The organism is Pseudoflavitalea sp. G-6-1-2, from assembly GCF_012927185.1.
Classification (GTDB): domain Bacteria; phylum Bacteroidota; class Bacteroidia; order Chitinophagales; family Chitinophagaceae; genus Pseudobacter.
Map to the genome: position 1 here is coordinate 614,740 of NZ_JABBGB010000002.1, position 24,953 is coordinate 639,692.

Annotated in this window: 18 protein-coding genes; 16 read left to right on the plus strand and 2 right to left on the minus strand. The window is 46.9% G+C overall.

Translation table 11 applies throughout. The annotated features are described in order from the left end of the window. Window positions 1-22 precede the first annotated feature (22 nt). Window positions 23-613 (minus strand): FecR domain-containing protein, encoded by a 591-nt coding sequence (locus HHL16_RS12210; RefSeq protein WP_169425477.1) that lies wholly within the window; start codon window positions 611-613, stop codon window positions 23-25. A 170-nt stretch (window positions 614-783) separates the two neighbouring features. Then, a complete protein-coding gene (locus HHL16_RS12215) occupies window positions 784-1,203 on the minus strand; it encodes a VOC family protein (protein ID WP_169425478.1) in 420 nt (139 codons plus the stop codon). Window positions 1,204-1,512: 309 nt separating this feature from the next. On the opposite strand from HHL16_RS12215, the gene HHL16_RS12220 reads away from it, so the two are divergent. From HHL16_RS12220 to HHL16_RS12295, 16 genes are all read left to right on the plus strand, one after another. Continuing rightward, on the plus strand, window positions 1,513-2,730 hold the full coding sequence (locus HHL16_RS12220) for an MFS transporter (RefSeq protein ID WP_169425479.1): 1,218 nt from the start codon (window positions 1,513-1,515) through the stop codon (window positions 2,728-2,730). Window positions 2,731-2,751: 21 nt separating this feature from the next. Continuing rightward, window positions 2,752-3,672 carry an aminoglycoside phosphotransferase family protein gene (locus tag HHL16_RS12225; RefSeq protein ID WP_169425480.1) on the plus strand — a complete coding sequence of 307 codons (921 nt, stop codon included), beginning with the start codon at window positions 2,752-2,754 and terminating at the stop codon, window positions 3,670-3,672. 467 nt (window positions 3,673-4,139) lie between these two features. Then, the gene (locus tag HHL16_RS12230) at window positions 4,140-4,724 is read left to right on the plus strand and encodes a DUF4255 domain-containing protein (RefSeq protein ID WP_169425481.1); all 585 of its coding nucleotides are present in this window, start codon (window positions 4,140-4,142) and stop codon (window positions 4,722-4,724) included. A 9-nt stretch (window positions 4,725-4,733) separates the two neighbouring features. Continuing rightward, on the plus strand, window positions 4,734-6,029 hold the full coding sequence (locus tag HHL16_RS12235; RefSeq protein WP_169425482.1) for a hypothetical protein: 1,296 nt from the start codon (window positions 4,734-4,736) through the stop codon (window positions 6,027-6,029). 53 nt (window positions 6,030-6,082) lie between these two features. Continuing rightward, on the plus strand, window positions 6,083-7,504 hold the full coding sequence (locus tag HHL16_RS12240) for a phage tail sheath C-terminal domain-containing protein (protein WP_206022402.1): 1,422 nt from the start codon (window positions 6,083-6,085) through the stop codon (window positions 7,502-7,504). A 25-nt stretch (window positions 7,505-7,529) separates the two neighbouring features. Further along, window positions 7,530-8,531, plus strand: a complete 1,002-nt coding sequence (locus HHL16_RS12245; RefSeq protein WP_169425483.1) for a hypothetical protein — start codon at window positions 7,530-7,532, stop codon at window positions 8,529-8,531. A gap of 30 nt (window positions 8,532-8,561) precedes the next feature. After that, window positions 8,562-9,548, plus strand: a complete 987-nt coding sequence (locus HHL16_RS12250; RefSeq protein WP_169425484.1) for a hypothetical protein — start codon at window positions 8,562-8,564, stop codon at window positions 9,546-9,548. Window positions 9,549-9,587: 39 nt separating this feature from the next. Next, a complete protein-coding gene (locus HHL16_RS12255) occupies window positions 9,588-10,052 on the plus strand; it encodes a phage tail protein (protein ID WP_169425485.1) in 465 nt (154 codons plus the stop codon). A 1-nt stretch (window position 10,053) separates the two neighbouring features. Continuing rightward, window positions 10,054-10,524, plus strand: coding sequence for a phage tail protein (locus HHL16_RS12260; RefSeq protein WP_169425486.1), 471 nt, complete (start codon window positions 10,054-10,056; stop codon window positions 10,522-10,524). A gap of 2 nt (window positions 10,525-10,526) precedes the next feature. Then, window positions 10,527-10,691 carry a DUF5908 family protein gene (locus HHL16_RS12265; RefSeq protein ID WP_169425487.1) on the plus strand — a complete coding sequence of 55 codons (165 nt, stop codon included), beginning with the start codon at window positions 10,527-10,529 and terminating at the stop codon, window positions 10,689-10,691. Beyond that, complete coding sequence (locus tag HHL16_RS12270) at window positions 10,681-11,373, plus strand: hypothetical protein (protein ID WP_169425488.1); 693 nt, start codon at window positions 10,681-10,683, stop codon at window positions 11,371-11,373. The genes HHL16_RS12265 and HHL16_RS12270 overlap by 11 nt, the downstream gene beginning before the upstream one ends. Further along, window positions 11,373-13,145, plus strand: a complete 1,773-nt coding sequence (gene vgrG / locus HHL16_RS12275) for a type VI secretion system tip protein VgrG (RefSeq protein WP_169425489.1) — start codon at window positions 11,373-11,375, stop codon at window positions 13,143-13,145. The genes HHL16_RS12270 and vgrG overlap by 1 nt, the downstream gene beginning before the upstream one ends. Window positions 13,146-13,162: 17 nt before the next feature. Beyond that, a complete protein-coding gene (locus HHL16_RS12280; protein ID WP_169425490.1) occupies window positions 13,163-13,450 on the plus strand; it encodes a PAAR domain-containing protein in 288 nt (95 codons plus the stop codon). A gap of 19 nt (window positions 13,451-13,469) precedes the next feature. Further along, entirely contained in the window at window positions 13,470-13,898 is a 429-nt protein-coding gene (locus HHL16_RS12285) for a GPW/gp25 family protein (RefSeq protein WP_169425491.1), read from the plus strand. 21 nt (window positions 13,899-13,919) lie between these two features. Beyond that, complete coding sequence (locus tag HHL16_RS12290) at window positions 13,920-18,653, plus strand: hypothetical protein (RefSeq protein WP_169425492.1); 4,734 nt, start codon at window positions 13,920-13,922, stop codon at window positions 18,651-18,653. 9 nt (window positions 18,654-18,662) lie between these two features. Next, window positions 18,663-24,953 (plus strand): hypothetical protein, encoded by a 6,291-nt coding sequence (locus HHL16_RS12295; protein WP_169425493.1) that lies wholly within the window; start codon window positions 18,663-18,665, stop codon window positions 24,951-24,953.

Below are 24,953 nucleotides of genomic sequence, written 5' to 3' on the forward strand. Positions count from 1 at the left end.
GTGAAGCGGGCGGACAGGAATTTTATTTACGGTCGGTCCACCATTGGCGGAGCGGTTTCAGAGAATCTTTCTCTTTTTCCATCAGGTCGATCTGGTCGTTGATCATCAGCAGTTCGGCAGAGCGGACAGTATCTTTCTCAGGGAAATCAGACTGGTAGCGCTTTTTAGCTTCCACCGCACCTTCCAGCACTTCTATCAGCTCACCATTTTCGTGACTGAAAGCGCTTACGCGGAATATGGATGGCTGCAATACTGTCAGCTGCAAAATCCGGGTATTCACCACAAAAGGCAGTGATCTTTGAGGGATCTGGAATATGAGTTCTCCGTCGGCCAGTACCTGCCTACCCGAACCGGATTGTTTAACGCTCGACCCTTCGAGCACCAGTACCCGGCTGCTGTCCTTCAGCAGCTTTTCTTCAAAAGCATGTTTGTTGAACGGAAAAGTATCTGCAGGAGGAACGAAAGTATCACCGGAAACCGCCGACCCCGCGATGGTATCCCTGCCGGTAAACCCAGGCTCCTTCACCGGTTGCCCCGACCTGAACATCAGGTAAAGCAGTGCAGTTCCGGAAACAATCAGCAAGGCAATCAGAATAATTCCGTTCTTTTTCATGAAGCAGTTTTAAGGCGAGGTCAAATTTAAAGAAGTGGAAGCACATTACTCATATCATAAACAATTCATATACTTCCGAAAGTGCAGGACATCATCGCTTTCATTAATGCATCGGTGCGGAACCCTGGAAGATGCGAACACCTGGATTACCGAATAAAAATTACTTCTGATTATTGCTCAAGCTGCGCTGCCGTATTCAATTCGTTTGGTTGCAGCAGATCCCATTGATTGCCGTAGAGGTCTTCGAAAACCGCTACCGTACCATAAGGTTCTTCCTTTGGCGGACGCACGAAATGAATGCCACGCTGCAACATTTCCTCATAATCGCGATGGAAATCTTCTGTAAAAAGAAAAAGAAATACACGCCCACCGGTTTGATTACCGATGTGCGCAGCCTGTGTTTCGTTCGCGGCTTTCGCCAGCAGCAGGCAACATTCCTTCGCACCGGGAGGCGCAACCAGCACCCAGCGCTTGACGTCGCTGAGCACGGTATCTTCAATCAATCTGAAGTTGAGTTTTTGCGTGTAGAAGGCAATGGCTTCATCATAATCCCGCACTACGAGCGCAATATGAGCGATATGCTGTTTCATTTTCTTTGCTGTTTTGGATGTTTTTTCAACCGTTTGATTCCCCTGCAAAATAGCCGGCAGCCAGCAAAGATCCGGGCCAAATGTCCCGCAACAACCGGATTATCAGAATGGTTCACTCTCATTTGCCCAAAGATGTTAACATTTCTCTTGATAAATTATTTATTGAAACATTTCGATCTTTCTATAAATTTGCATCATCGATTTACCCCGGCCGGGTTATCTACTTCAACTTAATTGCTGTCGTTTGAAAAAGCTTCCTTAGGAAGCAGTGCAGTGCTTTGTTCCAAAACCATACTTAAAAACCGAAAAATGAACAAGTCGATTTATTATATACTGGCGCTGGGCGCATTTGGTATCATCACTACCGAATTTGGCGTCATTGGGATCTTACCTGCCATCAGGGATAATTTTAATGTAAGTATCGATACGGCAGGTTGGCTGCTGAGTGGATTTGCATTGACAGTTGCCTTAACAGGCCCCTTCACCACAGCTCTCACAGCCAGAATAAACCGTAAGCATATAATGGCGTTGGTGCTTGCCATTTTTGTAGTATCAAACATTCTTTCTGCTTTCTCTACCAGCTTCACCATGCTGATGATCGCAAGGTTATTGCCTGCTGTTCTGCATCCTGTGTTCTGGGCTGTATCGGCTTCGGTGGCGGTAAAACATGCCGGACCAAAAGACGCTCCCAAAGCCCTCGCCATTGTGATGTCTGGATTGAGCATCGCAACGGTGCTGGGTGTTCCCATCACCACCTATGCAGCTGATGTGTTCAACTGGAAAGCGAGCTTTTATGTGGCAAGCATCATCAACCTGATCGCATTCGCAGGCATCGCTTATTTTGTGCCGAGCATGCCGGTGACGGAGAAACAGTCTTCACAGAATTATGCAGCAGTTTTCAAAAATGGTATTCTGTGGCTCAAGATGGGCATTGTATTCATTATGCTTTCAGGCATGTTCACTTCTTACAGTTATCTCGCAGAGTTCCTTGGAAAAGTATCGCATATGAACGGTACGCAGATCAGCATCATGTTGCTGGTATTCGGTATCACAGGTATTGCAGGTAACTGGGCAATGGGTATTGCGCTCAGCAAAAACGTAGTGTTGACCACACGTGCATTTTTCCTGTCACTGATTGTTGTACACCTGCTGGTTTATCAGTTCGGTGGTTACTTTGTTCCTGCAGTGCTGATACTTTCTTTGTGGGGCTTTATTCATACCGGTGGCTTCCTCGCTGCAAATGTGCATACAATCACCGGGCTGCCTGAACAACAAATTGAAGTGGTGAACAGTGTATTGCCTTCGGTTTACAATGCAGGTATCACAGTCGGCTCACTGGCCGGAGGTTTGGTGATTGTACATTATGGCATCCAGAATGTAGTGTGGATGAGCATTCCACTGCTGCTGCTCGCGTTTGCACTCACATTTTTAACACAGACGAAGAAAGCCACCGAATCACCGGTGGAAGAAAAAGAGGAAGAAGTTTTTGCTGAACAAATTCCTCAACCCGTTCTCGAAGCAAACTAAAAGCTGGTTGTATATTTGGATATGCATTTCGATATCCCACAGATACAACAGTTTCTCGATACAAAGTTCAACTACATCCATAACATCGAACCTGTAGCAGATGGATGGTGGTCGCAGGCCCTCACTTTTTATGCCGGAGAAGAAAAGCTGGTACTGCGCATCAATCAGCATCTGAGAGATTTTCAGAAAGATGTTTTTGCATACCGGCATTTGAATAGCCCTGGCTGTCGTATTCCCGAAGTAAAATCAACGGGAGACTTCAGTCCGGGCTATTTCTATTGCATCTCCGAATTCATCGAAGGCACTCCTGCCGACAGAATAATTCGCACAGAAGACCTTACCGGCCACGAAGATCTTGGCAGAACCATTCTCACACAGCTCGATCATATTCATCAGCTCGACATTGGCAATTATTCCGGATGGGGCTACACCGATGCCAACGGCAATGGTCTCTTCAATACATGGGAAGATTTTCTGCTTGCTTTCTTCAATTCAAAAACATCCATCACCTGGCAGGAATTCGCATCTACCACCTGGCTCGATGGCGAATATTTTGGAAAGATGATTGAAAAAATGAAGGCACTCTTCCCCTATCTTCCGAAAACCAGAAAACTGCAACACGGAGATTTTGGATACGACAACCTCCTGCTCACTCCCAACAATCAGGTAGCTGCTGTGATCGATTGGGCGGAGATGATGATCGGCGATCCTTTCTACGACATCATTCATATGTGCGAGCCCTGGAAACAAAACGATGGCCTCACCTTCATCAAACTCTGGAAACAGATGCAGGAAGAAAAAGATCAACTCATTCCGCATTTCGATAAAGTGCTCGAATGTTACAATATTCATTATACCCTGTTTCACTTACACATTCACACCGCAAGAAACGATGAAGAAGGTTACCACGAAATAAAACAATGGGCCGTTGAAAATCTTTGAGCGCCTCTTTGTCTCGTATACCACTAACAGGTAAGTGCATAACTTCGTCAATAAAAAGTGGAAAAGTTCACCGAACTTTATTTGGACATCGATTGAATTATTGACAAATTTGAATCGAGGCACCATTCTTTCCCCACCACCATGCCTCGATACAAACCTTCCAGACCCGATCCCAGTTCCGACCTTATGAAATACTTCGATTACTAGCATGATGTTTTTCCCTGTTCTCCATCCGTAATCTTTTCTCCACCACTGGTTAATGCTGATTAACGGCCGCGAAGCTGACAGACTTTCCTATGTCAGGTTCTACGCTTATTCCTTTCGGTTTTACATTACCGTAAGGAACCACCCCTTCCGTGCCCATACATACCGTTACGATTTCACACAATCCTCTACTGGCGTTGATTTTAAACAACAATCAACTTCCAGACAGGATGCTATTTTCTCAACTTTAACCCAATGGTGCGATGATTGATAAAGCACTTGCCTCACTGCGCGACAACCTGCAGAATTATATCGATCTGTCCATCGGTGGAGCCGATGTGGTGATCGACAATATCGGCCTGCTCGAAACCGCCAACAGCGATTCCCTCACCAAAAGAATTGTTATCTCACTGGTGAATATCGAAGAAGAAAGCACACTGAAGAATGCTGCTACAGTGAAGAAAGGCATGTCCAATATGGCCATCTACGAGAATCCACCGGTATTCCTTAATCTATATGTACTGGTTACATGCAATTACTCCGGTACTGAATACATACATGCGCTGGAGCGGCTTTCAGCGGTCGTTCGTTTTTTCCAGAGCCGCAACTCATTCACACATGGAGCAGTATCCGGCTCCAACGATATTCCCGAACTGAAATTCACCATGGAACTGTACACCCTCACATTCGAACAGATCAATCACCTCTGGGGATCATTGGGAGGACGACAGATTCCCTTTGTGATGTACAAACTCCGCCTGGTGGCCATCACCGAAAGGGCCATGCTGCGCGAAGTTCCGTTCATCGAAGGCGTGGACACTGCTATCAAAAAAATGCCCAACAATTAACCGCAGAATATGTCAAGATTGTATCAGCCACTATTCGAACTGCGCATACTGCACGAATACTATCTCACCGACAGTAACGGAGATACCATTTTCGATCAACCTACTCCTGATGCACAACAACTTTTTCTGCTGAACAAACTGAAACAAAACAGACCATCTGTTAATGACGATCTGCAATACAATTTTCCTCCTGCACAGCTATCGCAACTGGCAGGATGCCAGCTGAAGCTTGTGCCCCGCTATTCGGGCTTCAGCGTTATGATGGCCGTCACCGAAACCACACTCCCTTCGGGAGATACAGCCTACCGGCCACTGGTTCCGCTTCCCGAAGATCTGCTGATCAATATTCAGCTCACACAGAAAAACAATTCACTCGAAACCATTACCAATACACGTATCAATAAGGTGATGCCTGCCTTATTTTACTTCACCAATCAGGAATCAGCCGTTCCAAAACTGTTCCCATTTTTGACTACCCAGCCTCCTGCCGCCGGCTCTAAGGACACCTACGAGCAGGGAGAGCTAACACTTGCCGGAGGCAATACCTGGCAGGCATTTTTTGTGGACAGTGCCGGCACTGATCAATGGCAAACTTTGAATGCCGGGAATTTTGTTACGGAGAACGATCGTACGCTGCTTCCATCCATCTTCACCTACAGCTTCTTCAATGCAGGCAATGTCAGTGCTGCAAATTTCGAATTGAAGGATGATGGCGGATCAACACTATGGACCATGCAAAAGCCTCTCCCGTCCTCCAAAGAGAAAGTGCTGATCGATCTGCGTTCGGTTGCCGGCGTACAACCATTTAAACAATACACGCTGAAAGTAAGCGGGGACAATGGTTTCAGCGCCACCCACAATATCATCTTTGCAGACAACAAACTGATCGAACAGGATACATGGGGATTGATCTCTCTGAAACCATCGCTCTCCAACAACGATTTCACACTCATAGACAATCAGGGTCTCCTTCGCACGCGTAGGCTGACTGCCGGAGGCATCACTCCGCCACCCATATTCGAGATCCGTTTCAAAAGCCGTTTCACATTCTGGAGATATCGCAACAACAAGCAATTGAAGATCAAAAAAAATCCAATCCTCGATCCTTACCTCCAATACGACAGCGGCAAAGGCATACTCACCTCTCTGAGTATGCGCAATTCGAGCTACGTGCAAACTGAATTCAAAACCTTATCAGGCTCCAAATACATAGCCAATCCGGGTTCCTATGAAGCAATCCAGATCGAGAACGGAAGAATCTACACAGATATCATCGTTCCGCGATCCGACCTCTTCGACGTATAACAGTTTTCTTAACAATAAACCGAATTTGAATAACAAGTAACAAAACAATCATTATGGCAGAATACAAAACACCGGGAGTGTACATAGAAGAGATTCCAAAACTCCCTCCCTCCATCGCTTCTGTAGAAACTGCTATTCCTGCCTTCATCGGGTACACGGAAAAAGCACGTGAAAAAGAAGACGATGATCTCCTCTTCAAAGGCAAACGCATTTCTTCCATGCTGGAATACGAACAGTTCTTCGGAAGAGCCGATGCGGAAAAAGGGTTGGTGGTTACGTTCAGCACCAACGGTGCCAGAACAGAGATCAAAGGAAAAGTTGATCCCGCCGCCAGATCGAAATTTCTCATGTACTACTCATTGCAGCTGTTCTTCGCCAATGGCGGAGGCCCCTGCTACATTGTATCTGCCGGCAATTACCAGAGCAGCGGCACCGAAGTGCTCGACTCCAGATTGCGCACCGGCCTCAACGAAGTGGAGAAGATCGATGAAGTAACGCTCATCGTTTTTCCGGACGCCATCAATCTCACCGATGGTCCCACTTACTACGCACTCTATGCCGATGCCATCAGACAGGCAAAAAAACTGCAGGACCGTTTTGTAGTGCTGGATGTTTACCACAGCGCCGACAGCTTCGACTGGAAAGCCGATCGCGATCTGCTCCGCGACAACCTCGGAGGCAATACCGACGATCTGAAATATGCCGCCGTATACTTCCCACAGATCCGCACCACTATTGACTTTCAATACAAGGTGAAAGACAGCGATTCCGACAATGATGCACTCGTAAAAATCGAGGGATCTTCATTCGGAGGAACACTCGAAGAACTGAAAGCTGGCAACAATACACAATACTTTCAGGCAAAGAATGCCATTGCAAGCATGGAAATGCTGCTGCCCGCCTCTCCTGCCGTAGTAGGTGTGTATGCGCAGGTAGACAACAGTCGCGGTGTTTGGAAAGCTCCTGCCAACGTGAATATCAACTATGCAGTAGGCCCTCAATATGCCATCACACACGAAGACCAGGAAGACCTCAACGTCGATACCAAAGCAGGCAAATCCATCAACGTTATCCGCTCCTTCCCCGGTCGTGGACAGGCCATCATCTGGGGGGCACGCACACTCGCGGGCAACGACAACGAATGGCGCTACGTACCTGTTCGACGCTTCTTCAACATGGTGGAAGAATCTACCAAGAACGCCACTGAACAATTTGTGTTCGAACCTAATGATCTCAATACCTGGACGCGCGTAAAATCGATGATCATCAACTATCTCACGCAGCAGTGGAAAGCAGGTGCATTGCAGGGAACCACCACCAGAGAAGCATTCTACGTGCATGTAGGCCTCGGCGAAACCATGACCTATCAGGATGTGCTCGAAGGAAGAATGATCGTTGAAATAGGCATGGCCGTTGTAAGACCCGCCGAATTCATCATCCTCCGCTTCATGCACAAAATGCTCGAAGAAGTTTAATGATCACCCAAAAAACAACTAATCTATGAGTTATAATCAATCTCAAAACACACAGTCCGGCGATTGCGGATGCGTTGAACTGCCATCACCAACGCAGAAAGAAACCATCAATCGTTTCAGAGACGACTACTGCAAAGAAGTCTACGAACTGAAAGGCAAAGTGGCCGAACTCGAAGTAAAAAAAGTAAGCCTCGACGGCCTCATCGCCGACAAACAATGCTGGTTCGTATGGACTGAAAGACATTACCGCATTCACCGCAACCTCTCTCTGATGGTAACCACAGAGCTGCTGCAAACCGGCGACTCCATCAAAGAAGGTGTGAAGAATTATCTCGCCAGCAATAAACTGCTCGCAGACGCACTGAAGAAACTCTCCAAATCCATCAAGGATGTAAAAGATAAAACCTACGATCTGCGCGCAGCAGCCTGCAAACTCCGCGACTGCAAAGACGATATCTGCAACTGCTCACAGATCATAGAACTGCTGGGAGAAACACCCAACAATTGCAGCGGTGGTGGTGAAAAGCCTCAGAAAGAAAGACCGCAGCAGTGCAATAACGTGAAAGATGTGATCGACAAACTCATCTGCATGCCTTCGAATCTTTCGTTCGACATCGACTCCATCTTCAAGTCTTCGCTCGATGTGGCCGGCATTCAGACTTTCTCCAACATCACGTCACTCGATGGTTTGCAGACTGAACTGTCCGATCGCATCAAGAAGTTCGACAAGCAGGTTCAGGACAGCATCAAACAATCGGAAACAGATCTCAAAACTGTACTCGACGATCTGGTGAAATCCAAAAAAGATCTCGCCAAAACTGAAGTGGAACTCTATGGCAAACGAAGCGACTTCGAAGGCGTACGCGATGCCGTTCAATTCTACTGCTGTGCCGATTGCCATTGCGTGATCGACGAATGCGATTGCGGCAAGAGACTGGAGAACTGCGAGAAGGATATCTGCAAGATCTGCAAAGACGTGCAAACCAGTTCCTGTCCTGATAAGCAGCCACAGCCGCAGGACTGTTAACCATCATCACCAAAAGAAAAAATTATCAATATGTCATCCAACGATAAAAACTGCAAAAAATACGAACCGATTCCTGCCAACTGGGATCAGGTGGGCAAGAACAGCGTAGCCAGCTGCTGCCTCAAAGACCCCGGCGAAGATCCCGGCAAAGGTTGCGATTGCTGCTACGACAGCTGGAGCGATCAGCTGAAAAAGAAGCAGGATGAATTCGGAAGAAAAAGTGAAGAGGCCATTCAGGCAAAAGCCAAACTCGACTTCAGCAAAGGAAGAAGGGACGGATTCAAAAAATGGCAGGATGGATTGCTGCAGCTCGACGAACAATCCAAAGATATCTGCTCGCAGTTCAGTCTCATCATTTCACAGGTGGACAAGATCTGTAACAACTCAGGTTACACCGTGAAAGCTGTTGAGATCCTCTTCTGCATGATCCGCGATTTCTATTCACAACTGGATAAGATCAACGCCAAATACGAATCGTTGCAGAACTGCATCAAGTACCTCGATAAATCCATCATGGTACCCGGACAAGGCTTCATGAAATGTCTCGAATCTTACAAAGCCAGTCTCGACGTGGTGCTGAAAACAAAAGAAGACATCATCCGTCAGATCATGGACATCATCCGACTCGCCAACATGGTGCACGAAGATGTATGCACACCATTCGGTCTGTCGTGCATCCTCGAAGAGTGGCAATGCCGCCTCAATTGCGCAGGAGACGATGAACAACCCTGCGATCCATGCAAAGAGAAGAACGACGACAAAGGTGGTGCTGGTCAAACGCCCGGTACGCCAGGCGGATACGACAGTTGCGAGATCATGCCGCAGTTCAGCTTCCCGGTTGCAGACAACAAATACACGCAGTGGGTGATCAATCGCTACAAAAAATCTGTAGACGAAGTGAATACAGACTCGCAGAATTATCTCAATGCAAGCAAAGACAAGGAAGCCATTGCATCGTGCATCAGCAGTTTAAAAGATGCAGTTACCATCACCGATCCGAAAGGCAGATGTTCTTAATCTGCTCAACACATTCATCATTCAATAAACTAGCATAGTATGGCAGACAATTTCAAATATCCGCTTCCGAAGTTTCACTTCGAAGTCAGCTGGGGCGGTACACGTATGGGTTTCACCGAAGTAACCGGCCTCGATTTCGAAACGGAAGTGATCGAATATCGCGAAGGCATCAACCCCACTTACAACAAACACAAGCAACCGGGCCTCACCAAATACAGCAACGTGATACTGAAACGGGGAACAGTATTGCAGGATTTTGAATTCTTCAAACTCTGGAGAGAGACCGCCAAGTTTCAGGAGAAGAACAAGATCAAATCTGTGTTCCGCAGAGATATCACCATCAAGCTGCTGAACGAAGAGCACAAACCGGTGATCACCTGGACGCTGGAGAACGCATGGCCAAGCAAGATCCAGAGCACCGACCTCAAAGCCGATGGCAATGAAGTAGCCATCGAAACAATGGAACTCGTACACGAAGGATTGAAAATTGTAGAAGCAGAATAGTATGGCAGAGAACAGTCCCAATACATTTTATCAGACCGTCAACTTTCATTTCAGCGTTGAGTTCAGCACCATTCCGGGTGAAAGCATCGATGTGCGCTTTCAATCGGTGACCGGGCTAGATTCCACCATGGATACGGAATCCATCAAAGAGGGAGGGGAAAACCGCTTTGAGCATGTGATGCCTACCAGGAGGAAGTATGGTCCGCTTACCCTGAAACGCGGATTGCTCAAACCCAGCGACAGCAAACTCACCGCCTGGCTGAAAAAAGCATTCGACGAAGAGCAGATCGAAGTGATCCCAACCGTGAATATCATGCTTCTCGGAGAAGATCACAAACCCATGCTGAAGTGGACCATCAACAATGTATGGCCAAGAAGCTGGAAGATCGGCGAGCTCAATGCCGAACGCGGCGAAGTGCTGATAGAGACACTGGAACTGAATTACAACCGCCTGCTGTTCCAAAATCCATAATCATGGCAATTGAAGTGCGCGAACTGATCATCAGGGCCACCGTTACGCAGAGTGGCAATGCCGCAGGATCCGCTCAGAGCACGGCTCCTGCCGCTGCTAATGATGAGCTCGTCAAAGCATGCATTGAAAAAGTGTTGGAAATAATCAAAGACAAACATGGCAGATAGAAGCCTCCATAAGATCACCATCTGGAGTTACAAGGATAAAGAGTTCACACAGAAACTCGGTGAATTCAAAGTGCCCATCAATCCCGAAACGTATACGCAGAATTACAAAGTAAATCTCGATACCAATAAGGGACACGGACAACAGGGCACCGATCCGCGTTACACTTCCACTGAACCCGAACAGTTCAAACTCGATATCATTCTCGACGGCACCAAAACACTGGAAGGTTATGATGCTTCGCATGATAAGAAAACTGTAAAGCAACAGCTGGAAGCGTTTCAGAAATGCGTGTATTTCATGGAGGGCGATATCCATCGCCCGCGCTTTCTCACCATCTTCTGGGGAGAAGAATTCACCTTTCCCTGCGTGTTATCGCAGCTGGATATCAACTACACTTTGTTCAATCCCGACGGATCGCCGCTACGAATCAAAATCGGCGCTACTTTTCTCAAATACCTGAGCGAGAAAAAACGCGAAGGCGAAATGAAAAGAAGCTCGCCCGATCTCACACACGAGCGGGTTGCACACACCGGCGACCGGCTCTGCCTGCTAACCTTCAACATATACAACGATTCGAAATACTTTCTGCAGGTGGGTGCTGTGAACAATCTCACCACCATCAGAAAGCTGAGAACCGGAGACAAACTCATCTTCCCACCCTTCAATAAAACCGAAGAATAATGGCAGAAGTCAGTACAACCAATACTGCGCAGCACGATGTTGCCACCTTCACCATTCTGTTGGATGGAAAGGAAATGGAAGCATTCTATCAGGTGCTCTCCCTCTCCATTCTCAAAGAAGTGAACCGCATCTCCATGGCGAAATTGGTGATCCGCGACGGAGAAGTGGCCGACAAAACTTTTGCCATCAGTGAGAAGAACGATTTTATTCCGGGCAAGAAGATCATCATCAAAGTTGGACGTGATGGCAACAACAAGCAATTCTTCAAAGGCATCATCACGCGACATGCCATCCGCATCCGCGAGAAGGGCCGAACAGAATTGCAGATCGAATGTCACGACGAAGCTATCCGCATGACCATCGGACGGCATAGCCGTTACTTCAACAACCTTAAAGACAATGAACTGGTAGATCAGCTCACCAGTCCCTACAAACTGAAATCCGATGCAGAACAAACCAGTCTCAAACACAAGGAGCTGGTGCAGCATCATATTTCCGACTGGGATTTTCTGCTGCTTCGCGCAGAAGCCAATGCCATGCTGGTTTTAACGGATGATGGCACTGTTAAGGTTTTCAAACCCAACACAAAAGCAGCATCCGTAATGGAAGTGGCCTATGGATCATCCATTCAGGAATTCGAAGCAGAGATGGATGCCCGCTATCAGTTCAAAAACATCGAAGCCACATCATGGGACTACAGCAATCAGCAGCTCTTCAAAACAGAAAGCTCTACTGTGCAGTTCAATGAAAACGGCAATATTCCGGGAAGCGATATCGCCAATGCAACCAGTCCGGATAAATACTTCGTTCATCACAGCGGTCATCGTCTCGAACAGGAACTGCAAAGCTGGACGGAAGGAATGATGATGCGCAGCCGTCTCGCCAAAATCAGAGGACGTGCACGTTTCACAGGATTTGAAGGCGTACATCCCGGAGACATGGTGAAGATCACAGGCGTAGGCGCACGCTTCAACGGCAATGCATGTGTAACAGCAGTGAAGCACGACATAGCAGATGGAACCTGGGAAACAAATATTCAATTCGGACTCGATCCGCGTCGTTATGCAGAGCAACACAACGACGATCTCGATGATCGTTCTGCAGCAGGGCTCATCGGCGGCATTCGTGGATTGCAGATCGGCATCGCTGTTCAACTGCAAAGTGATCCGGACGGACAGGATCGCATACTGGTGAAGATCCCGGTGATCGACAATGCCGCACAAGGCATTTGGACGCGCGTGGCTTCTCTCGATGCAGGCAGCGACCGCGGTGCATTCTTCCGGCCTGAGATCGGTGATGAAGTGATTGTAGGTTTCATCAACGACGATCCCCGCGATGCAGTGGTGCTCGGCATGTTGCACAGCAGCGCCAAAGCCGCTCCCATCAAGGGTTCAGATGCCAATCACGAAAAAGGATTCACCACTCGGTCCAAAATGCATATCAGTTTCAACGACGATACGAAGACCATCAAAATAGATACACCGGCAGGCAACAGCATCACACTCGACGAGAAAGAATCGAAGATCGAGATCAAAGACCAGAACAATAACAAAGTGACCATGCAGCCTTCGGGGATCAAGATGGAAAGTCCGGCTAACATCGACATTAAAGCCGGTGCAGCGCTCACCATCGCAGCAGGCACCACACTGAGTATCGGAGGGCCAAGCATCTCCATAAAAGCAGATGCGAATGTGAGTATCGAAGGAGCAGTTGCGAAACTGGCAGCACAAGGCCCGAATGAAATAACAGGATTACCGGTAAAAATCAATTAACCCAATACCAAAATATTATGCCAGCAGCAGCACGACTAACAGATTTGCATACCTGCCCTCTCGCTACACCTAATCCGCATGTAGGCGGACCAATAGCTGGTCCGGGTGTGCCCACTGTACTGATCGGCGGTATGCCGGCAGCAGTTGTCTCTGACATCTGTGTTTGTGCAGGACCGCCAGACTCCATCGTCAAGGGCTCCACCACCGTGCTCATCGGAGGGCGGCCCGCTGCCCGGCAGGGCGATCTCACAGCACACGGAGGCAGCATCGTAACAGGATTCCCTACCGTGATCATCGGAGGATAACCAGTAAACACCAATCAGGATGAACGACAATTTATTCAATTCTTTTCTCGGTACAGGATGGGCCTTCCCTCCGGAATTCAGCATTGAAGCGGGTTCCGTGGAAATGGTGAGTGCCGTGCAGGATATCAACCAAAGTCTCAACATACTGCTCAGTACCAGCCTCGGAGAACGAGTGATGCAACCGAAATACGGATGCAATCTGCAGGACTATCTCTTCGAACCGATGAACGCCACCATCAGAGGATACATCAAAGAACTGGTAACAAATGCGATCCTCTATTACGAGCCGCGCATCATCGCAGACAAGATCGAGATCACAGCAGCCGACTCATTCGATCTCATCGAAGGCAGGTTCACCATTCTCGTAGAATACACCATACCCGGCACCAATTCAAGGTTCAACTACGTGTATGATTATTACCTGAATGAAGCACTGAAAACCATCTAAAGTTTTTGAAAAGAATTTAACATGAAAGCGGGGAAACAGCACAATATCGATCAAAAGGCGAGCTTCTGCAATTGCATGCCCCACCCCTTTCAGCACGAACAGGGAGTGAGTCAGCGGCAGCGCATCATGGACAATCTGCTTGCCGGGAACGCAAAGATCGATTCCCGGAAAATGGCAGACCTGCTCGACTATTTCTATCAGCTCAGCCGCAACATCAACCATTACGACAATCAACTCAATATATCCGACTGGAAGCCCTTCTTCGAGAAAAGCATTCCATTTGTGCTCGCCAGTCTCATCAAATACAATTATCAGTCGGTACAGCAACAGCTGGATCTATACAAATCCATATTCGCTAAACGCCCTTCCACTGCGGGTTTGCAGCTGATGCAAAGATTCATCTACTACAACACTATCAAACGCATCTACCAATGGTATGTGAAGATCCAGGGAAGCGGACTGCCCGTTGAACGTGTATTCGAAAGCATCATCAAAGACAAGATCCGTCCGGCATTGATACAATTCATTGCACTCAACCGGATGGCCGCCAATGTGCTGAACCTGGAAGCGATCGATTTCAGAGAGATACTGAGCAACGACACTTTCAATATCGGCAACTCTGCCCTGCCTGAGCAGCAGGTAAAAGCACTGGATAAAGCGGCTGGCTGCGATCAGCTGTCTGAATTGTACAATCAAACCACCAATCTCTTCAGTGCATTTTTCGAGCCCATCAGAGTGCTCACAAAATCGGCGGAGCTGAGCCTCGATCAGAGCTTTGATCCGTTGAAAGATGAACTGCATCAGAAACATCTTCCACATCTCGCGCTCCTCTTTGCTTTTCTGAAACTGTTCACCAAACTGCAGGACGATCTGAATGGCTTCACCCGAAAACACCTCGATTATTTTTACAAATCTGTTCTCCGAATCAAACCTAAAGAGGCCGTTCCGGACAAAGTGCATATTGTGATCGAGATCCAGAAAGAACTCGATAAATACCTGCTCGAAAAAGGATTACTTGTAAAAGATGGCAAAGACATCAACAAGCAGGAAGTGTTGTTTGCCTTCGACGACGAAATAGTGGTGAACCGCGCACAGGTGAAAGATATTCGCGCACTCTACCTCAACAATCGGGCATTGGGCGATAAGAATCTGCTCGAAGGTCTCTACATGGCTCCCGATCTCACAAAGGCAGACGGTGTAGAAAAAGACTTCCAGACCGACGTTCGCAATTACTACACACTCGGCAACAAAGAAAGCAAATACCAGCTGCCGGGTTCAACAGAATACAAGCCGTATCCCAATAGCAGACTGGGTTTTGTGCTCGCCTCGCCGGTACTGTTTATGCAGGAAGGCGTGCGCACTGTTACCATCAATCTGCAATGTGAAATCAAGGAAAATATCTGCGACAGCCTGAAGCAGCTATCATATCCTGAAACAAAAAGATGCTGCGATGAAACAGCAGGCACCACCAGTCCGGAAAACTTCAATTACCCCAATGATCTTGGATACGAAGTCACATATTTTATTCCCAAAGACCCCAGTGATCCGAAGAGCCACGACAAATATCCACGTGAAGTATTGCAGGATGCACTCAATACTCAATATTACTATGTAAGTCAGGAGTTGATTGCAGCAGCAGTAAAAAAAGGGTTGAGTGAAGAAAAGGCAAACTTCCTTCGGCAGCAGCTTACTTCTAATAATAAAATTGAACCCTCCCCAACTAACAAACATCCTTTACAGCCATTCTGCTACTGCCCTGTAGAGAAATTCCGCTTCGACACCATCATATTGGCAAATGATTTCGAAATAAACATCGACCCTACGCTGGATGTAGTTAAAGAGTTCTTCAAAAAGAGAACACCATTCAGTTTGGTATTCAGCGGAGAGAAAGAATGGATCAGTCCAAGTGATACGCCGGCACTCAATTTCAAAGTATCAGAAATCATATCAAAAAAATTCACACTTACTGTTGAAGCAGTGTTGAATGCAGATAAACCTGCAGTAACATTCTTCGACAACGAAAAGCTGAAAGAAGAGCTGCAATCCTCCGCCCCATTGGTAAAGCTCGAACTGGACGATCATTACAAAACAAATTTCAGCACCAAAAACAAAGAGGAAAAGTGTTGTCTGAAACGCGATCCGGCTGAAGACAATTTCGATGTATCACTTTATCATTTCTTCAAAAAGGTAAAGCTGCTTCCGACTACTACCATCGACGTACGGGTATGCGGTCTCAAAAAAATAATCGTACAGAACGATGAAAGCCTGATGGACCCCAGCGGTCCGTTCTATGCCTTCGGTGTACGGCCTAAGATCAATTCCAATTTCTATATCGGTTCAGAAGAAGTATTCCTGAAGAAATGGTCAGATGTTTGGGTGAATGTTTTCTGGAAAGATAAACCCGAAGACTTTGACAAATATTACGAAGCGTACAAAACCGAAAACAGGAACGAGAACGGCAACATTGTTAAAGTATCCGACAAAATAGAAACAGCCAGGTTCCTCATGAAAACAGATATACTGCAGGATGGCAACTGGTACCCCAACGATGGCGACAAAAAATGTGAAACAGAAGTATTAAAAGAAGTAATCAAACAAACGAATAAAGGACCAGTAAAAGAGCTGGTAAAAGAAACGAAGATCGAAGACAATCTTGATCCGCTTTTTCCAGATCCGCCTACCGACATTAATACAATCAGGTGTTTCAGAGACGAACAACATTTTAAATCACTATACACCAATCAATTTCATTTCACACATCTTGGGTTTACTGGTTTACCGGAGAAGCCACGGGAATATGCACCATACAAGGGAGTTAAGAAATTAGACACAAGCGTAAGAAACAGCTTTCTTCGGCTAAGCCTCAGATGCCAGGACTTCCGTCATACAGATTATCCGATAGTACTGGCGCGCCAGCTATCGGCAGAGGGAAAACTCTCTGCTCCCACACCATCACTGGTTGACGGTGCGGTATACTATGGCATCAACGACAAGAACGACATCATTATCATCGATCCCAAAAAGCTATTCGACGAACTGGAGGATATCAAGAAAAAATCAGATGATGCCGATCCTGCACTGAAATTGCTGATTACGGAGATCATCGATCTGGTGAAAGTGCAGCCTCCACCATTTACCGTGGACATCACAGACAATGTGTGGATGGCCATGTTCAATGTAGGACTGCCTGTACCACCGCCTCCCATTCCACCACTTCCAGCGGATCAGGATGAACTGAAAGACTCAACGCTGTACAAAGATTTCAAGACGGTACACGACTGGCTGGTGTACACCAACAACAATATCACCATGTTCAAAGCCAGAGGCGCCGTTATTCCTAAGGAACCATGGACACCTACCATTTCCAATATAGGCATCGATTACAAAGCATCGGCATCTGCTGAAGATATCGATCTCATTCACCTGTATCCATTCAAAAACACATTCAAACATGAAGTAATAAAGCTGTCGCCCATGATGCTGCCTACATTCTGTGACGAAGGCACATTATACCTCGGACTGGAAAACCTCACACCAGGCAGCAACCTCAGTATTCTTTTTCAATTGGCTGAAGCCACTGCAGATTCAGAATCCGACAAGGAAAAAGTGTACTGGCATTATCTCGAAAGCAATGTATGGAAACCACTCCGTACCGGATTTGAAGTGTTGAACGATGCTACTGAAAACCTTACCACATCAGGTATCATTCAGTTTGCCATACCGGAAAACATTACCACCGGCAATACCATCATGCCACCTGAGTTTCATTGGATCAAAGCAACTATTCCGGAGAACAGCAAACTGGTGAGTGAGACAACCGGCATTCACGCGCAGGCAATCCGCGCTACTTTCACCAATACGCCGGAGAACGACAAACTCAGACTGAGCAAGCCACTTGATGCAAACCAGATCGCCAAATTGGTTACTGCCGATGCTTCCGTGAAAAAGATATTGCAGCCATACGAGTCGTTTGGTGGACAGATACCAGAGGAAGAACAACTCTACTACGTTCGCGTGAGTGAGCATCTTCGTCATAAGGGACGCGCCAATCAAAAGTTCGATTACGAACGAATTGTGCTCGATGCATTTCCGCAGATCTTCAAAACAAAATGCATCAACCATAGTTTGGGATTGAATGCGCACGAGCACATCAACGATTTCCCGTATGCACCCGGCCATGTACTGCTGGCTGTGATCCCGGATCTCACCAAACTCAAAGCAGGCAATGCCTTTGAGCCAAAGGCACCGGTGAGCTTACTGGAAAAGATAGATGAGTATGTGAGAAAGCGCACCTCTCCTTTCGTTCGGTTCCGGAGCATGAATCCCAGATACGAAAAGATCCATCTCTGCCTGAAGGTTCGCCTGATGAAAGGTAAAGACGAAAATTATTACAAAGAGAAACTGGCAATGGATATCCGCACATTCATGGCGCCATGGGCAATCGGCGATCCGTATAGCTACAAACTCACGTTTGGCCAATGCGTTAACCGATCCAATATCATCGGGTTTCTCGAATCGCTGGATTACATCGATTTCATTCTTGCATTGAACATGCGGCACGAACTGACCAAAACATATCCGGCAGATGAAAAGGAGGCGCCGGTTTCTATTTGTCCTGCTACACCGAGATCTATCCTCATCGCAGGTGACATCGATATCTGCATCGCACCGGTAACCCGCGAAAAATGGGGCGATACATCAGACAGCATCAGACCGGTGCAATTCATCGAATGCAAATCCACTCCTAACAGCTAAGCTGCAATTATGCCAGAAAACAATCCGAACATACAATTCATCAGCAAACTCAATACGGGATTCCCTGAATACCTCGATTGGGAAGCGCTGCGTGCCGAGGGGCTCGATCATCTTGGCAAACTGGCCGGCAAGATCTGGACGGATCACAATGCTCATGATCCCGGCATCACCATACTCGAAGTGCTTTGTTATGCACTGATGGATCTTGGTTATCGTACCCATCTTCCCATCGAAGACCTGTTTGCAAAGAATCCGCTGGACAAATCAAAAGAGAACAACTTTTTCACGCCGGCAGAGATACTCACCTGCAATCCGCTTACCATCACCGATTTCAGAAAACTGCTGGTGGATATCGAAGGAGTGAAAAATGCGTGGCTCGAAGATAGCTTCTACGCCTGCACTGAAAAAAGAAAACACATCGATCCATACTGCGCAGACTGCTACAACGGATTGTACAAAGTATACATCGAGTTCGAAAAGAACTACGATACAAAATCAATCACAGACCAGCAGGAACAGGCCGCACTGATCAAAACCATCCATGAAAAACTCATGGCCCACAGAAATCTCTGTGAAGATTTCGATCAGCTGATCGTGCTGAAAAAGAAACCTATCGGCCTTTGTCTCGATATCGATCTGGAGCTCAATGCCGACGCTGAAGATGTGTACACCAAAGTAGTGGAAGCGCTCCGGAACTTTTTTTCTCCTGCACCAAAATTCTATACGCTCCGTCAATTGCTCGAAGACAAATCGAAGAGCATCGAAGAGATCTTTGCAGGCAGGCCTTATGATCTCAGATCGAGCCATGGTTTTGTGGATACGGAAGAACTGGAATCGATAGTGATGAGAAAAGAGATCCATCTCTCCGATGTTTATCATGTAATTCTCGATGTACCCGGAGTGCGGAACGTGAGCAACCTTGCCTGGCTCGAAAACTGCGATGGTAAAGGCTCAAGCCACTGGGTATGGAACATTCCGGAGAACCATGTCCCGGATTTTTCTCCCGCCTGCTCTGCATTCAAATTCAAAACGCAGGGAATGCCGGTGGAAATAGATACGGAAAAATTCAATGAACTGTTCCGAATCGATTTTACACATAATGGCAAAGTGTTGTACAAAATGCCTTCGCCTTATCTCGATGCAGCCATTCCGCAAGGCGCGTATCGTGCAGAGCTGAGCGATTTCCCTTCCATTCAGAACGAGTTTCCAAGAGTATATGGCATCAGTGAAGGCGGACTACCTGCTGATGCGCCCGACAAAAGAAAAGCACAGGCATATCAACTGAAAGGATACCTGTTGTTCTTCGATCAGTTGCTCGCCAATTACCTTTCGCAATTACAGAATATCCGATCGCTGTTTGCATTTTCTTCGCCAGCATCGGCCTCCGGAAGACATACCTATTTTTTGAATCAGCTCAACGACGTACCCGATATTGAAAAACTGATCCGCTTCAATACAGGAGCAGAAGGCAACAACGATCTGGGCACAGAAGGCAGTGTGCTGGCCATTCCGGTAAAAAGAAAACAACTGGAAAACGCCATACGATCCGGCAATATTCAAAACAACAAAAGCAGCAACTACCTTATCCCATACGAGGTTTCAGACAAATGGCAATGTGAAGCGCTGACCGGCGTATTGCAACAGGATATGCTCTATGATGGATTTTCGCCATTGCTGATTTCCATCTCCGAAAAATGCTGGCTCTTCTGTTTCTTCTCATCCATTGCCGACCTCGCACTGGTGAGCTATAAATTCTACGACAGCGAGAAACAGGCAAAGCAAGCCGCAGGGTCCATCAAATACGCAGCAGGATTCTCTGAAAACTATCGCAGCTTCAAAACACCCAACGACCGTTATGGCTTTCAGCTGGAACATAAAATGTTTGGCTACAGCCAGTATCTGCAGAGGATTATCGAAGACGAAAACCTGTACCAGCGCCGCCGTCAGGATTTTCTCGATCACCTGCTTTCCAGATTTGCGGAGAAGTTTACAGATTTCTCACTCCTCTCCTTCGGGTTTCTTGGAGAGCAGCAACTTACCCAAAAAGATATCATACATAAAGAAGCGTTCCTCGCACAGTATCCTGCACTCAGCAGCAACCGTGGCAAGGGCTACAACTACTGGCAGGATGGATGGAATAATCATAATCTATCCGGCTTCGAGCAAAGAGCCATTGCGCTGGCGGGCATGTCTGAAGGCAGGCGGCATCACCTCTGTCATTTTACAGTGGATGAATTTGAAGAATACTATCTCATCGACATACGACTGGCACATGGATTGATTCAATTCAGTTCACCTGAAAAATTCTATTCGCGCGAGACAGCTGCTGAAACAGCCGCCGCTTTTCTCAAAGCGCTTACGAATGAGCAAAACATCAGCATGCCCGATGAAAAGCAGGCAGTGATCGCTCCGCTCAGAATTCACCGGGATTCATCATTCCCTTTGATCTACAACAAACAGCTGCACAACAGGGATCATGCTATTGCTGTACGAAAAGGATTAGCAGATCTATTCACTTTCGCTCCGGAACCAAAAGATGTTTTCGTTTGCAGAACCATTCGCCAGCTCCTGATCAAAGATCATGCAGGCAATACTTTGGCTGTTCTCAAAAAACACTTTCCGGATCTGACAAAAGCCCAGGCTTTCATTGAAAGCAAGATGGCTGCAACCATCATTCAATCGTCTCAATGGGAGCAGGAAAAAGGCAATCCTGCATTCAAAAACATTCATTTCCATTACAACGGCGAAGACAAACTGAGCTTCACCAATCTCGATGCATTCAAGATAGATATCGACGACAACATCGTTGGCAAAAAAGGGAAATTCAGATTCGAACTGCTCGACACCGAAAACAATTTCAGTGTAAGATCGGTTCCGGAATACAGCAGCCACGATGAAGCTGCCAATGCCAGCAAAGCACTGCTGGTACAGCTTTCAGACATCAGTCAGTTCAAACCGGAACCCAATAAGAAAACCGGGCTTTATGAATTGCAGGTGCTGCAAAACGACAAACCCATTGCAAAAACAGAAGCCAGTTTCAATAGTCCCGAAGAAGCGATGCTCGCTGCACAAAATATCTGCAGTATTGTTCAGCAGTACCAGTATTTCATCTCCATATACGAAAAGGATTATCGTTGGACGTTCAGTTACAACCTCGGCTACGAGCCACAGGAGCAGTACCGGTTTCAGTGTTCCACCGAATTCGACAGTGCGGATAAAGCCAATGAATCTGCCACTGCATTTTACGCTGCCATCAGCAAACTGGAGATCAGCACACATAACAAACAGCTGTCGCTGACCACAGGAAAGGATGCGAAATCAACAGTCTGTGTTTATGACCCTCGCGGATCGATAGCAGAAAAAGAGCCGGCATCCGGAATAGAAAAGCAGCTTCAACTGAAGAAAGAAGTCGCGGCCGTACTCAAATCGGATTCCCCGAAAGCACTCGATCGTTTTGTTACAAACGATGTTTCCAATAACGATCTGAAATATGTATACCGGCTGGTAGACAAAGACAATTATCATGCAGTCTACAAGCCAACACAAAACGATACTGAGTTTGATGATGTAGTAAGACAGAAGCGTTTGCTTTATCAAAAACCACTCTCCTACCAATACACGGAGATTGTTCCCGCCGGAGATAACATCCTCCGCGAAAGAAAAGATGAAGGTTCCAGTACCATCTGGTATCATTATCAGTTAAGAGCAAAAATCATTGGAAAAGACACAACCGACTTACTGTTTCTTGAAAGTGTAAAAGGATACGCCAGCAAAGAAGAAGCCCTCGATGCATTCAGCGCCAACATCCATCTTATTCTGCACATGGCAAGAGACAAGGCCAGCTACGGCAAAGACCGTTTCATCAGTCCCGAAGAAACTGTACAACATGGAAACGATGTCTGCTCTCAATCCAGGTCCGTGATGTTTGTGCCGGCACAAACAGCAGAAAGAAACAACTGGTATCCGGAACTCATTGCAGACGACATCATTGCCATGGCAATAAGATATCCGGTAAGGTACACAACCCGCGACCAGGACGAATTCTATCAACTCTTCCCATGCGAAAAAGATGAGCGGGATAAAAACACGTCAACAACCTGCGCTAAAAAGACTGAAGGCGACCCTGTCTATTATTTTGTATTACACGACAAAGACGGCAATGAGATCTGGCAGAGCCTTCAATACTTTGGTACACATGACCAGGCCATGCAGCGTTTCCAGTTCTTCAGACTGCTGCTTCGTTACCCCGGCAATTTCTTCGTTTGTCAGGATCTCTGTACAAAAGTCGAATACCGTTGTCATTACCAGATCGTGCTGCGCGAAGTGCTCACAGAAAGCAAAGAAAGGTTTGCCTCGAAAGATCAGGCGTGGCGGGAAGTTGAAACCTTCATTTGTACAACCCAGACTGAAAACGCATTTCAGCCATATATCGATCCCACACACTGCGTGTACACATTTCAGGTTTCCTGCAACACCTGCCTCATTCATCCGGTGAAGTATGATTCAGAAGCAAAACGCGAGCAGGCCAGAAGCAGGCTGATCAAATACGGCGCTGCATTTGATTCCATGAAATTCCCGGAACTGGTTCCGGACGGGAAAACCAATTGGGAACTCAGGAATGCATCCGGAAAAGGCATTGCAAAGATCATTACCGAAAAGGATGTAAAGGAAAACCCATATCAATGCGAAGCAGACTTCTTCTTCGAAGTACTGAACAATTTCTCTGCGTTCGAATATGGAAGAGGCATTCCCATTTATGAAGTAACCAACAATCAGCAGCGGCTGTTAAGAACCATTCAGCCAATGGATCTGTCGATGGATCTTGGAGAATGGAAGCCCTTGATATGCCAGACTAACTGCTCCTATCCTGTTGTAAAAACAAAGGAGAATACATACGTGTGGGAGATCTGTTTCGACAATTGCACCGTTGCCTGGAAATCCGGTGAGTCCTTCCATTCATGCCAGAAAGCATGGGAAAAGAAAGGCAATATCAGTAAATGCCTTGCCAACGCTGCAAACTATCTACCGGTATTTGATTGTGATTGCGGTCCATTTGGGATTAAACTGAATTGCAGTTGCACAGAGGAAGATGAGCATTCAGTGATTGCATACAATCCGCAGTGGTACACATCTCCCAAAATGGATTGTGATGCCATTGCCCGCGCAAAGAAACTGATCAATAATGAAGGATTGCATGTAATAGAGAATATCCTGCTTCGTCCGAGATGCGAAGAAGATTGCCATTGTGAAGAGCAGCGCTGCCAGCCACTTCCCGACTGTCACGATCTCACCTGGCGCAAATCGAATCAACGGGATATGCGTCCCGATCAGAATGCTGAGATCGAATTCATTCCCGGCCGTGATCCATATTCATTCATTGTAACAGCGGTATTGCCTGCATGGCCGCAACGGTTCAGCAAACCTGCCAATCGTTTGCTGATCGAAAACCTGCTCTATCGCGAAGTACCGGCGCATGTGCTGCTAAGGATACTCTGGCTGAAGCCTTCCGATTTCTGCGACTTCGAATCGAAGTACAAAAACTGGAGCCGATGGGGTATCAGAAAAGCGCCGGGATGCAATACCGTAAGCACCTGCGACATGCGCAAGCTGCTGTTCCATTCAGCGTTTGATCCGATGGATCCTTGTACAGCCTGCCTTCCTGCACCAATTCAAAATGAAAGTCAGGAAGATCCCTGCGCACCTAAAGAAGATGCTGCATGTGCAGGTGTAACTGTACAAACCAAGATCAGAGAGCTTTTCTGCTGGACGAAAATTGCAACGGTGATTCCCACACCAACAGAAGTTCCCGACATCAAAAAGGTTACTCCTGTTGAAGAGCCACCGATCCGGAAACCCGCTCAACGCGATACCAAAGAGCAGGTGTTCAATCGCAGGCGAACAAAATATGTGAATCTGGTTAAAGAACAGCAATCAGATGCTCTTACCGGGAAAGCCGCGCTGGCAACCAATAGCTTCCTGCAACAGCAGTCTCCGGACCTTGAAACAACGGAGAAACTGATCGATAGGATCCTGAAGACCATCACTCCTGCAAAAACAAATCTCGCGCAGGTGGAAGCGCTGATACAGGCAGGCATCAGTTATTTCATGGATACTGTTTGCTTCATCAATGGAGACTACGAACAGATCGCAGTATTGAACAAGGAGTTCAAACAACTTAGGAAATCAGGTATCAACATGGCTGAGCTCTTCAAATTCTGGGATCATGGAGAGATCAGGAAATATAGTCCGGATATGGCTTTCGACAAGGTAAGGCAATTGCTCACCGGCATAAAAAAGTAA